General features: G+C 62.7%; 12 protein-coding genes. 7 read left to right on the forward strand and 5 right to left on the reverse strand.

What is annotated here, in order from left to right:
• Positions 1-47: 47 nt before the first annotated feature.
• Complete coding sequence (locus JL474_RS06615) at positions 48-920, forward strand: AraC family transcriptional regulator (protein ID WP_203141427.1); 873 nt, start codon at positions 48-50, stop codon at positions 918-920.
• On the opposite strand, the gene JL474_RS06620 is transcribed toward JL474_RS06615, so the two are convergent.
• Positions 882-1,469: a LysE family translocator gene (locus JL474_RS06620; RefSeq protein ID WP_236012138.1), complete on the reverse strand. Its 588-nt coding sequence runs from the start codon at positions 1,467-1,469 to the stop codon at positions 882-884. The two genes, JL474_RS06615 and JL474_RS06620, sit on opposite strands and share 39 nt — an antisense overlap.
• Positions 1,470-1,717: 248 nt before the next feature.
• On the opposite strand from JL474_RS06620, the gene JL474_RS06625 reads away from it, so the two are divergent.
• From JL474_RS06625 to JL474_RS06635, 3 genes are all read left to right on the forward strand, one after another.
• The gene (locus JL474_RS06625) at positions 1,718-2,146 is read left to right on the forward strand and encodes a host attachment protein (RefSeq protein ID WP_203141431.1); all 429 of its coding nucleotides are present in this window, start codon (positions 1,718-1,720) and stop codon (positions 2,144-2,146) included.
• Positions 2,147-2,297: 151 nt separating this feature from the next.
• Positions 2,298-2,933: a DUF1326 domain-containing protein gene (locus JL474_RS06630; RefSeq protein WP_123635661.1), complete on the forward strand. Its 636-nt coding sequence runs from the start codon at positions 2,298-2,300 to the stop codon at positions 2,931-2,933.
• Between the two features lie 12 nt (positions 2,934-2,945).
• Positions 2,946-3,737: a DUF2182 domain-containing protein gene (locus JL474_RS06635; protein ID WP_203141432.1), complete on the forward strand. Its 792-nt coding sequence runs from the start codon at positions 2,946-2,948 to the stop codon at positions 3,735-3,737.
• 38 nt (positions 3,738-3,775) lie between these two features.
• On the opposite strand, the gene nfsA is transcribed toward JL474_RS06635, so the two are convergent.
• Positions 3,776-4,513 carry an oxygen-insensitive NADPH nitroreductase gene (gene nfsA, locus JL474_RS06640; RefSeq protein ID WP_203141433.1) on the reverse strand — a complete coding sequence of 246 codons (738 nt, stop codon included), beginning with the start codon at positions 4,511-4,513 and terminating at the stop codon, positions 3,776-3,778.
• Between the two features lie 329 nt (positions 4,514-4,842).
• Here nfsA and JL474_RS06645 point away from each other — a divergent pair, with 329 nt between their 5' ends.
• The 3 genes from JL474_RS06645 to JL474_RS06655 all read left to right on the forward strand — a co-directional run bounded on the left by JL474_RS06645 (position 4,843) and on the right by JL474_RS06655 (position 7,548).
• The gene (locus JL474_RS06645; protein ID WP_203141434.1) at positions 4,843-6,723 is read left to right on the forward strand and encodes a methyl-accepting chemotaxis protein; all 1,881 of its coding nucleotides are present in this window, start codon (positions 4,843-4,845) and stop codon (positions 6,721-6,723) included.
• 144 nt (positions 6,724-6,867) lie between these two features.
• Positions 6,868-7,248: a SpoIIAA family protein gene (locus JL474_RS06650; RefSeq protein ID WP_123635658.1), complete on the forward strand. Its 381-nt coding sequence runs from the start codon at positions 6,868-6,870 to the stop codon at positions 7,246-7,248.
• Between the two features lie 120 nt (positions 7,249-7,368).
• On the forward strand, positions 7,369-7,548 hold the full coding sequence (locus JL474_RS06655) for a hypothetical protein (protein ID WP_123635657.1): 180 nt from the start codon (positions 7,369-7,371) through the stop codon (positions 7,546-7,548).
• Here the strand turns inward: JL474_RS06655 and JL474_RS06660 are convergent.
• The 3 genes from JL474_RS06660 to JL474_RS06670 form a co-directional block, all read right to left on the reverse strand.
• Positions 7,536-9,389: an ABCB family ABC transporter ATP-binding protein/permease gene (locus JL474_RS06660; protein ID WP_203141435.1), complete on the reverse strand. Its 1,854-nt coding sequence runs from the start codon at positions 9,387-9,389 to the stop codon at positions 7,536-7,538. The two genes, JL474_RS06655 and JL474_RS06660, sit on opposite strands and share 13 nt — an antisense overlap.
• Before the next feature lie 63 nt (positions 9,390-9,452).
• The gene (locus tag JL474_RS06665) at positions 9,453-9,887 is read right to left on the reverse strand and encodes a VOC family protein (protein ID WP_131480266.1); all 435 of its coding nucleotides are present in this window, start codon (positions 9,885-9,887) and stop codon (positions 9,453-9,455) included.
• Between the two features lie 149 nt (positions 9,888-10,036).
• Positions 10,037-12,319: a CehA/McbA family metallohydrolase gene (locus tag JL474_RS06670; RefSeq protein WP_203141436.1), complete on the reverse strand. Its 2,283-nt coding sequence runs from the start codon at positions 12,317-12,319 to the stop codon at positions 10,037-10,039.
• Positions 12,320-12,440 lie beyond the last annotated feature (121 nt).

Here is a 12,440-nt window from a genome sequence, read left to right on the forward strand (position 1 = left end):
TACGTTTTGAATTCAGGTGTCGGTGGACACTCGGAAGGGACACCCCCATGAAGCCAAAAAATTCTGCCCAACCCATGTTCTGGCGCGATGACCGCATGCCCCATGTGGAACTGCGCTGTGTCGAGGATGGCCGCAAGGTCTGCTACGCGCCGCACTCCCACGCCCAGTGGTCCATGGGCGCGATCACCGGTGGCCAGAGCACCTTCGATTACGCCAACCGGCTGGAGACGATCGCAGAGGGCACCCTGGTGTTCATGAACCCGGAATGGGTGCACGCCTGCAACCCGATTGCCGATCAGCCCTGGGCCTACCTGATGCTCTATGTGGACAAGGACTGGCTGGCCGAATTGCGCCACGAACTGGGATTGCTGGCGTCACCGATCTGGGACGACTTGGACGCGTCGACCTCGCGCGATCCCGCCCTGTATGACGGCTACCGGGCCATGGCCGCGTGCCTGTTGCAGCCTGAGGCGACACTGCTGGAGAAGCAGTCACGAGTGGTCGATCTGCTGTCTGACGTCATGCTGGCCCTGGCGGAAACTCCGTCCGCCACCGCGGATCGGCCGGTCACACCGCCGGAGCGGCTGCAGGCGGTGGCGGCCTACATCGGCAAGCATTGCGCCGACGAGATTACCCTGGAGCAGCTCTGTGAGCGGGCCGGCTGCACGGCCGGGCACCTGATCCGTTCGTTCCGACAACACTTCGGCCTCACGCCGCATGCCTACCAGATCAACCAGCGCATCCGGCTCGGCCAGCAGGCCCTCAAGGCGGGGCAGCCAATCGCCGATGCGGCGCTGGCAGCCGGTTTTTCCGACCAGCCGCATTTCCAGCGGGTGTTCAAACGGCTGGTCGCCGCGACACCCCGCCAGTATGTCACCACGTCAGTCCAGCATCAGGATCAGGCAGCTGCCCGCAAGTAGCGCCGCCAGGCTGCGATTGATGGTCTGCAGCACTTTCGGCTGGCGCACATGCTGGCGCAGGAAGCGGCCGGCACAGACCCAGCTCCCCAAGGACAACCAGCAAATCGGCAGGTAGAGGCCGGCGAACAGCAGCAGCTCGCCGGTTGCCGACCCGCTGGTGTAGGCGCTGATTCCCGAGGCGGACGCCAGCCAGGCCTTGGGGTTGAGCCACTGCATGGCCGCGCCAGTCCAGAAGCCGGGCGGCTGCGCTTCCTCCGTCTCCGGCAACTGGCCGTTGTCCCGCGCCAGTCGATAGCTCAGGTACAGCAGGAAAGCGATACCGGCCCAGGTCAGTCCTTCACTCAGACCCGGATAACGCAGCAACAGCGAGTGCAGACCGGCGCCGACCGCCAGGAACAGCGCAATAAAGCCGAGGGTGGCCCCGGTCACAAAGATCAGGCCACGGTGCAGGCGATAGCGCATGCCGCTGCTCAGGCAGACGATGTTGACCGGTCCCGGCGAAATGGAAGCGGCCAGGGCGAAGGCGGACATGGGCAGGATCAGTGACAGGCTCATCGTGTTCTCCGGATCAGACAGGCCTGCAGTGTGACCGCCCACAACGCCCGCGTATTGAACGAAATTGATGTGTGAGGTCGGACTTAAGATGGCGGCCACATGACCGTCTCGTCAGGCGAGGCAACGGGCCCTTTAAGCCGGTAGCGTCGATGCGGTAGGGTCAGAGTGAGCAGTGGGCTGTGCCCGCCGCACGGGCATGGCTGTCATGACATTCACGGCCAACGGTTTGCCGAGGAGGCTTTATGGAAAAGACCTGGATTGTCGTCGCGGACAGTGCCCATGCCCGCATCCTCGCCACGACACAGCGCAATAACGTGCCGGCGGAAATCACCAGCCTTGAGCACGAAGACAGCCGCCTGAAGGAGCAGGAGCTGGTCACTGATAAACCCGGCCGCACCAATGATCGGATGGGGCAGGCCCAGCACCCGATGGAAGAACCCGATTACCGGGCCCAGGAGCAGAAAGCCTTTGCCAGCAATATCGTCGAAACCCTGGAAGAAGGTCGCCAGCAGGGGCGGTTCGATCACCTGGCGCTGGTTGCGGCTCCGGATTTTCTGGGTGTCCTGCGCCAGTCGTTGAGCAAGCCGCTGAGCCGCATGGTCAGCGAAAGCGTGGACAAAAATCTGGTGGACAAGGACGAGGAAACCATCCGCCGGCAGGTGTTCCATTGAATCGGGCCGGATCGGGGATAATCACCTGATCTATCACTGAATGGCTTGCTGCGTATTCGTCTAAGCCGGGAGCCGACAAAGCTGGCTCCCGGTGCTTTCGTGCGTTTAATCTTGTTGCAGAGGCGGGCGTTACCCAAAAGGAGTAACGGCTATGGACAAGACCGATTGGCGAATACGCGGTTTTGAGTTCATAAACTGCAACTGCGATTTCGGCTGCCCCTGTCAGTTTAACGGGCGGCCCACCCAGGGTGACTGCCAGGCCTTCGGCGCCTTCCACATCGAGGACGGTCACTTTGGCGACACCCGGCTGGATGACCTGAACTTCGCGGTCACCTTCAAATGGCCCGGCGCGATCCACGAAGGCAACGGCGACGCCCAGGCCTTTATCGATGAACGCGCCAGCCAGGCCCAGCGCGACGGTTTGATGGCCATTCTCTCGGGCGAGACGTCCGAACCCGGCGCGACCTTCTTCAACGTCTTTGCCAGCACCCTGACCCACATGCACGATCCCGTGTTCTGTCGCATCGATATCGACGGTGACGTCGATGCCCGCAAGGCTACCGTGCGCGTGGGGGATATGATCGAGGCGGAAGGTCAGCCCATTATCAATCCGATCACCGGCCAGGAACACCGTGCGCGCATCGACCTGCCCAACGGCTTTGAGTACGCGGTGGCCGAAGTGGCCAGCGGACACACTTCGGCGCGGGCGGCGATTCCGCTGGAGCTGGATGCCAGCCACAGTCACTTTTCCCGGCTGGATATCGGTCCTGCTGGTGTATTCCGGTAAGCGGAGGCGGTCATGAGTACGCTCCGGACGGAGCCGGCGGCATTGTCGCATCGGCTGGACTGGATGTCCGTGTTGACGTTGGCTGCGCTGGCCGCGGTGGTCGTCCTGTCCTGGTGGTATCTGGTCGACATGGCGACGGGTATGGAAGTCGGTATGGCCATGGGCGGAATGATGACCTTCCATCCCTGGACGCCGGCATACGCCGTGGCCATGGGCCTGATGTGGTCCATCATGATGATGGCGATGATGCTGCCCAGCGCGACCCCCATGATTCTCCTGTACCGGCGGGTGGCCCTGCACAATCGGCTGCCGGACGTCGGGCTGGGAACCTTGCTGTTCGCGGCCGGGTACGTCCTGATCTGGCTGATCTTCAGCATCGCTGCCACGGCATTGCAGTGGGCTCTGGAGCAATGGGCGATCCTGTCACCCATGATGCGCAGCCAGAGCGGACTCTTCAACGGGATGGTTCTGGTCATTGCCGGTCTGTATCAGTGGTCCCCGTGGAAAAAAGCCTGCCTGGCGCACTGTCGTGGGCCAGCGGCATTCGTGATCCATCACTGGCGGTCGGGATCGTCCGGCGCCCTGCACATGGGCGTCACGCATGGCGCCTACTGCGTCGGCTGTTGTTGGGCGCTGATGGCACTGCTGTTCGTGGGTGGGGTGATGGACCTGCTGGTGATCGCCGGCCTGGCCGCGTTGGTCCTGCTGGAGAAAGTGCTGCCCGGCGGTGACTGGCTGGCCAGGGGCGCGGGGGCACTGGCGGTCCTGGTTGGCGTCTGGCTATTGCTGGGTAACCTGGCGTGAGGCAACGGCAAAGGCCGTTGCCCGCCTGATTGTCGGTCTTACTTCAGGCCAAAGCCCTTGTCCCGCAGGAATTCCTGCATGTGCGGTCGCAGTTTGGCGGTGAACAGCGGCTTGAGTTGCTCGGACCAGGTGGTGTCCTTGGTGCCGCCGGTGCGGTTGCGGTAGTAGCCCCGCATGGTTTCGTCGAAGTCGGCCACCAGGTCTTCGTCGCCGGCGTCCTGGTAGGTGTCTTCCTTGAGGATGGACGCCAGGGGCAGGCGCGGTTTGACCTCCGGGTCCTGGTCCGGGTACCCCAGGCACATGCCGAACACCGGATACACGTGTTCCGGCAGTTCCAGCAGCTCACTCACCTCCGCCGGGTTATTGCGGATGCCGCCGATGTAGCAAAGGCCCAGCCCGGCCGATTCTGCGGCGATGGCAATGTTTTGCGCCATCAGCGCCGTGTCGATACTCGCCACCAGCAACTGCTCCGTCATTCCACTGATGACATCGGCTCCGGCCCGCGCGGCGGCTTCCGTGGGGCGCTTCATATCCGCGCAGAACACCAGGAAATCGGAACTGTCGTGGACATAGGCCTGGCCGCCCGCCAGCTCGGCCAGCTTGGCGCGTTTTTCCGCGTTCACCACGTGAATGATGGTGTAGGCCTGAACGTGGTTGGAGGTGGCGGCCCCCTGGCCGGCCCGGATGCAGGCTTCGAACAGGTCGCGCGGAATACGCTCGCCGGTGAACTTGCGGATCGAACGGTGGGATTGCAGGAGTTCAATGGTTGGATTCATGGGACCTCTGGGTGTTGGGCGTTCATCAAAAGCCGGCCGGAGTAACGGGATTCAATGGCGTTCGTGTTGATCCGGGCAAAGTCGGCACTGCAGTAATGCCCGGACCGGCCGATAGGAAACTAAACGGTTTTACCATGGATGGTGGCACTGGTTACAAAAATCAAATGCAAATCTTTTGAATTGAATTGTTAAATCGATCACAACTCTGTTGACCTGAATCCGACGGTGCTCTGTACTGAGCCACCGATTAAGTCCCTGAAAATCGGCCGGGTGGCTGCTGGCCCGCGGATTTTTTCAGAGTCGGCCCAAAACAAAAACGGAGAATACCGGTGAAGCTCAGTCTGTCGTGGCGCCAGAAATTCCTGGCCCTGATTGTTGTTACCCCCCTTGGCTTTTTGGCGGTTGGCGCGGCCATCTACTGGGGCATTACGTCTGTATCCTCGTCCTACCGAACGACTTACGACCTGGTCAGCTACCAGAACCAGGCCAGCGAGTTGCTGAGCGACTGGAATAGCATTGAAAAGGATCTGGCGTCGTTCAAGGAAGGTGGACAGGCAGCGGCCAAACAGAAGCTGGAGGCGTTCAAAGCCGATGCCGAGGCGCTCAGGCGCCGTGCCGAAGCCCTCGGTGACGACGACATCGCCAGCTCTGCCGACGAGATTGCCAGCGCCGCGGGTCACTACGTGGCGCAGCGACAGGACTGGATTACCGACGTGTCCGCCCTGGGCCTGAACGACCAGTCCGGTATGCGCAAGGCATTGTCGGATGCTTTTCAGGGTCTGAAAGACCTGCAGCTCAGTCTGTTCGACGAAAGCGTTGCTGAGGTGTCGCGGACCCAGAAGGGCTTTTTCGCCGACCGGGATATGTCCTTTGCCAAGCCGGCGGAGCATGCGGTCAAAGGACTGGAGTTGATGGTCAAGCAGTACGACTGGCAGGAAAGCGTCGTCGGCAAAGCCGTGACCACCTATCGCGCGGCGTTCGACAAGGCCGCTGCAAAAATGAAAGACATATCGGCCACCGATACCGCCGCGGTGGCCGCGGGCAACCAGTTGCAGAAGGCGATTCGTGCCCAGGACGAGGCGCTCCAGAATGGCCCGATTGCCGCGGCGATTGAACAGGCCTCCTCTGTGGAGTCGTCGGCCAAGATGGTCAGTCTGGGCGCGCTGGTGATCTTCGCGCCGATTCTGGTGCTGATCCTGTTCATCATTTCCCGGACCCTGGTCAATCGGCTGCAGGGCGTGATGGAAATGCTGCAGCGGGTGTCGGACGGCGATCTGACCCGCAAACTCGATGTCGGCCGTAACGACAAGGACGAGTTCAATCGGCTGGCCACCGCCACCAACCAGATGATCGACAACATCAACCGGCTGATGCGGGACTCCATCGAGAGCACCAACAACCTGATCGAAGTCCGCGGCGAACTGGACAAGAGCATGGAGCGCCTGGCGAGAAACAGCGAGGCGGTGGAATCCCAGACCGTCCAGGCCGCCACCGCAAGCCAGCAGATTTCCGTGACACTGACCGACGTGGCCGAGCGCACCTCCCAGGTGGGCGTGTCCACCCAGAAAGCCAACGAATCCGCCCAGTCCGGCGCGCGTGTTGTGGACGAGAGCGTCAACGCCATGCAGCGCCTGTCCAACCTGATTCAGGACACCCATAGTGGCGTGCAGAGCCTGAACCAGTCCTGCACCAAGGTCACCGGTATCATCGACGTGATCAATGGGCTGGCGGAACAGACCAACCTGCTGGCCCTGAACGCCGCCATCGAAGCGGCCCGGGCCGGTGAAGCCGGTCGCGGCTTCTCGGTGGTGGCCGACGAAGTCCGCACCCTGGCCAGCAAGACGGTGGAAGCGACCGACAACATCACCCGCATCATCGACGAGCTCAACAAGCAGACCGCCAACATGGACTCGCTCACCCAACACGGCCTCAAGCTGGCCCGGGAGAGCGAAGAGAGCGCGGGTCAGATCGCCGGCGCCATGGGCACGGTCACGGAGTCGATCCAGACGCTGAATGCGGAAATGGATCAGGTGGTGGTCGCCGTGGAGGAGATCTCCACCACTACCGACGACATCGCCCAGAAGATGGAAGAAATCCGGCAGCAAAGCAGCGAAACCCAGGCCATCGGCAGCGAGCTGGGCACCCAGAACCAGCGCCTGTCGGAATACGCTGACCGGCTGTCCTCGAGCACCCGCCGCTTTACCGTCTGAAGCGAACCGGACCGGCGGGCCTGAAGGCCTGGCCGGTCCGGCCATCCCACCAGAACCTGTCCTGAATCAAGGCGCACTTTTCCGTCTCCTGTCAGTCTGAATATCAGATCGCTCTTTCATTCGTGACGGCAGGAGAACACATCGATGGATATGAAACGACACGGCCTGGCCATTGGCATCGATCGGGTGGGGGACCAGTTTTTTCTGTCCTTCAAGGCCCAGGGAAAACTGACCCACGAGGATTATCAGACCATCACGCCCATGATCGATTCGGCGCTGGCAGCGGTGGAGAAACCCCACGTCAAAGCGCTGTTCGACGCCACCGAACTGGAAGGCTGGGAGCTGCGAGCGGCCTGGGACGACTTCAACCTGGGACTGAAACACGGCAACCAGTTCGACAAGATTGCGGTGTTTGGCGACAAGCGCTGGCGCGATCACCTGGCCAAGATCGCCGCCTGGTTTATTTCCGGGGATCTGAAATTTTTCCACACCGAAGAAGAGGCCATTGCCTGGCTGAACGAATAAGTCGGGTCAACCTGGCGTCTTCGGAAGCCTTTACCCCTGTGGGGCGGCGTGTTGGAATGGATCGGGCAGGGCAACGTTTGTGCCCGATCCTGACCGTCCCGAATACGGGAGACCGTTTTCATGACCAACCTGCTGATTATCTTGGCGGTGCTGTTTGGCGCGCTGTTCGTCCTGGTGCCGCTGGTGGAGAAGTACGCGCCGCGCAGTGACGGGCGCGATTTCAGCCGCATCCGGCGGTGGATCTTCCCGCTGATGGCGCTGCTCATCGTCGCCCAGATGCTGCGCTACTACTTCGGTTGAGACCGGTTGGGCGCCGGGCCGGCCGCTTCCATCGATGCGGACGGGCGGTCCGTCTCCGTATCCTCATGCTGCTGGTGCCAGAGCCGACTGTAGAGTCCACCGGCCCGGATCAGCGACGCGTGAGTCCCCGTCTCGACAATCTCCCCCTGATCCATCACTAGGATGGTGTCCGCGTCGCGGATGGTCGACAGGCGATGGGCGATCACCAGCGTGGTGCGGCTGCGGCTGACCTCATCCAGGGCGCCGAGAATCGCCTGTTCCGAGAGTGAATCCAGTGACGACGTGGCTTCGTCAAGGATCAGCAGCGGCGGATCCTTCAGGATCACCCGGGCGATGGCCACCCGCTGTTTCTCGCCGCCGGACAGCTTTAGGCCCCGTTCGCCGACCCAGGTGTCGTAACCGTCCGGCAGGCTCTCGATGAACCGGTCCAGGTGCGCCAGCCGGGCCGCGCGGTAGACGTCGTCCCGATCGGCGCCGGGGCGACCGTAAGCGAGATTGCTGTAGAGCGTATCGTTGAACAGCACCGTGTCCTGCGGCACCACGCCGATGGCCCGGCGCAGGCTGTCCTGGGTGACGTGGCGAATGTCCTGGCCGTTAATCGTGATGGCGCCGCTGTCCACATCGAAAAAGCGGAACAGCAGGCGCGCCAGGGTCGACTTGCCGGCACCGCTGGCACCCACCACCGCGACGCGATGGCCCGCGGGAATCGTGAAATCGATGTCCCGCAGAATTGGCCGGTCCGGGCGGTAGGCGAAGCCCACGTGTTCGAAGCGAACCTCCGCGCCATCGGGCGCCAGCGGTTGGGCATCCGGTGCGTCGGTGACCGTCGGCGCCTGCTCCAGCAGACCAAACAGACGCTCCACGTTGACCAGCGCCTGACGAATCTCCCGGTACACAAACCCCAGCGCGTTGAGGGGAATAAACAGCTGGATCAGGTAGGCGTTGACCATCGTGAAATCGCCCAACGTCATGGCGCCGCTGGCCACATCGCCGACGGCCATCCCCATGATCACGATCAGCGCCACGCCGATAATCAGGGCCTGTCCGGCGTTGAGGGTGGCCAGGGATAACCGGTTCTTGAGCCGGGCCTGTTCCCAGGCTTCCAGATCCTCGTCGTAGGTCCGTGCCTCGAACGTCTCGTTGTTGAAGTACTTGACCGTTTCGTAGTTGAGCAGGCTGTCGATGGCGCGGGCGTTGGAGGCGTTGTCCCGGGCGTTGGACTCGCGCACGAAGCCGGTCCGCCATTCGGTCACCTTGATGGAAAACACCACGTAGACCACCACGGCAATGATGATGGCGACCACGTAGGCCGGTCGGAACGCCACCAGCAGGATGCCCGCCACCATCACAATCTCCAGGATGGTCGGCACGATGTTGAACAGGGTGAAGCGCAGCAGGAAGCTGATCCCGCTGCTGCCCCGCTCCATGTCCCGGGCCAGGCCGCCGGTCTTGCGGTCCAGGTGGAAGGCCAGTTCCCGGGCGTGCAGGTGTTCGAACACTTTCAGGGACACCCGGCGCATGGCGCGCTCCGCCACCCGGGCAAACACCGCGTCGCGCACCTCGTTGAACAGGGTGCCGCCGAAGCGCAACAGGCCGTAGCCGATCACCAGCATCACCGGAATCCACAGCACCGTATTGCCCGAGCGGCTGGCATCCAGGTAATCGACGATGTATTTCAGGGCAATCGGCGTGGCCACCGTCGCCAGCTTGGCGATTACCAGGCAGCCTACAGCCAGGATCACCCGGCCCCGGAACTCCATCAGATAGGGCCAGAGACTGGCGATCACACGCCAGTCGGGCTTGTGGTTCGCGGGGTAGTCGTTATCGGAATAGGTGCGCAAAAGAGCGGGATCCTGTGATCGGGCGTGGTCGTGTGGTCAAGCGTGTCCCGTCAGGATACGGCATCAACGGGCAAACAGTTCGCTGTCGATGTCCCGGAAGCCCTTGAACTCCAGCGCGTTGCCGCTGGGGTCGGAGAAGAACAGCGTGCCCTGTTCGCCGGGTTGGCCCTGGAAGCGGACGTAGGGCTCGATGATGAAACGGTCGATCACCTGACGCGTCTGTTCCGCAAACCGCTCCCAATCCTCGAACGTCAGCACCACACCGAAATGCGGCACCGGCACGCCATGGCCGTCGACGGGATTGGCGATCGCCTGCACGCTGCCGTCCTTGCCCAGGGCCGGGTTCAGATGGGTCACCACCTGATGGCCAAAGACATTGAAGTCGATCCAGTGGTCCGAGCTGCGGCCTTCCGGGAAGCCGAGTTTCCTGCCGTAGAACTCACGGGCCTCGTCGATATCCCGGACCTGGATGGCCAGGTGGAACGGCGTCAGTGGCATGGGGATCTCCCTGAAAGCATGGACGGAGCTTTCAGGTTAGGACTGCGGCGGGGGCTTGGCAATGGGCGATGGGGTGATATCGGCTGTGGGGAAGGGCCGCAGGTTGAACACTGGGGCGCGCGATGCGCCCCAGTGTTGGCCGGTTTCGATCAGCTCTCTTCCGCCGGTGCCGGGCGGTGCTCCATGGCATCGATCCAGATCGGGTTGGAGAACGCTTTCTTGCCGTCGGCGTCCTCGACCACCACCGCGTAGAAGGTGTCCTCGTCCACGGTGATGTCGAACTCGGCACGGCCTTGGGTCGGGCTGTCGTCGAAGGTCTGTTCGTCCACGACCTGGCCGCCCTGGCCAATCAGTTGAATGGACTTCAGGCCGTTGGCCGCTTCCAGATCAAACCCGAGCGTGGTGGAGTCCCCCTGCTTGAAGGTGAGGTCATCACCGAAGGCGTGATCCGGGTAGATCAGCGGGCCGAAGCTCACGAACGCGTGACCGTCCCGCAGGGCCGCGACAAAGTTCTGGGCGTCCACCGCACCCGGCACCTGGGCATACGCCCGCACGGCGCCGGAACGATGCTGCCAGACGTCGTGCACGTCGGACCCGGCGCTCAGGTAAATCCGCTCGCCGTGGCTCCAGTGATCCCAGGCCTTGTGCAGCGTCTTCTCGTACTCGCCCTCGATGTTGATTTCCATCAGGTCAAACCGCGGGAAGTAGCCGCCGGTGGCGGTGCCGTTCTCCACGTTGGTGTAGTAGCCGTACTTGATGTACGGGTGGTTCATCTGGATCGCTTCCGCGCCCAGGGCTTCCCGCTGACCCACGATGTCCTGGATGGAGGCGGTGCCGGAGTTGATGCGGTAGTCCGCGTCCGGATCGATGGGGTAGGGGTTGAAGTGCCCCCAGGATGCGGAAATCTCGATGGACGGGATGAACGGCACATTGCGGCTGGCGGCCAGTTTCGCGGCTTCGTGCAGGTTGCGCGTGGTGTCGTGGTCCAGCAACAGCATCAGGTCCAGCCCGGCGGACAGCTCCGAGCGGATGACGTATTCCGGCGGTGTGAAGCCGTCCAGTACGTCGGAATGGTGGTGCATGTCCGCCGAATAGAAGTGACGATCGTTCGGGGAGGTGGTCTGGGTGACGGTGACGGCCTGATCGGTGGTTTCGCCCGAATCGACATGAACCTTCACGTTGGTCGGCTGGCTCAGGAAGTTTTCGCCATACGCCACTTCAAACACGTAGTCGCCCGGCGCGATGGGGATTTCCCGCTGACCCACCCGCTTGAGGTCGGTGAAGTAGGTTTCCTTGCCGAGGAAGCCAACCAGTGGTTTCTGGCCTTCCTTGATCTTCAGGAGCGCGTCCCGCGGCTCACCGGTCTGGGCATCCGTGACGTTGAAGTGGACGGTGCCGGGGGCTTTAACGCCGTCAAAGTCGACGGTCTGTTGGCCGTCGGCCGTCACCATGACATCGACCGGCGCGCTGTCGGCGTAGCTGCGTGCGGTGGCGTAGAGCCGGTATTCGCCCGTGGGCAGTTGCAGGTTGTAGTGGCCTTCGTGGCCCATCGCCCAGGTGTAGGGCTTGCCGTTTTTCTCGACCACGACGACGGGATCGCTCACCGTGTCGCCATCGACGGTTTCCACCTTGCCGGACACCTCGCCGGCGGCCACGCCCTTGCGCTGGATCGCCGATTCCACCGCCCGCGCGATGCTGCCGTCCGGCAGGACCTGAACCCAGCCCTCGAAGGTCCGGGACTCGCCGGGTGCCAGATCGTGCTTCTTGTAGAGGTCGCGGGCGTCGTAGTCGATGTAGTTCATGTACGGCGCGTGCAGCACGAAGCCCCAGTCCTCGTCATAGGCGGCGGACCAGTCGGCGAAGGCCGCGTCCGTGGGGCCTTCCTCGGTGCCGTGCATGCCCGCCGGTCCGAACAGGTGCCCGCCGTCCGGCCACATGACATACCCGGAGAGGATGTCTTTGTAGGCCTTGTCGCTGTCGTTGAGCATCTCGGTCACGACGTGGATCTGATCGGCGCCGGCGTCGAGCGTGTAGGTGGTGGTCAGTTCCACGCCTTCCCAGTCCCGCTGGACTTTCACGACGCCGCGCTCCGGGCCGTTCTCCACGATGGTGAAATCCTGGTGCGTGGTGGGCCAGCTGGACCAGTTGTTGGGGATAAAGTCGATCAGCGAGACCTTGTCCCGCGCCGGCTTGCCGTTGTGAACCGGTGCGGCGTCGATGATGCCGCCGGGCGCCACGCCCCAGGGCGGTGCCGAGTTGACGGCAATGGAGGCGACCAGATGGTCGTTACGCAACTGGATGTCCTGCGCGGCTTTGGCGTCACCGTTTCTGAGTGGCGTCGGTCCGCGCTCGACCGAGACATCGGCCAGGGCGTGCCCCGTGGCCAGGGTAAGGCCCAGAGTCAGGGCCGTGGTCTTGATTGCATTAGGCATGGAATCTCCTTCTAGCCAGTCTGAATGCGTCTTTTCGAGAGCGTCTTATCCTTTTGTAGGAGTCGGGATCAGAAGCAGGGTACGGGGCATTGAACGGGCGTTCAATGTTGACAGATGCAAA

The sequence above is a fragment of the Marinobacter mangrovi genome (genome assembly GCF_016798325.1).
GTDB classification, from domain to species: Bacteria; Pseudomonadota; Gammaproteobacteria; order Pseudomonadales; family Oleiphilaceae; genus Marinobacter_A; species Marinobacter_A mangrovi.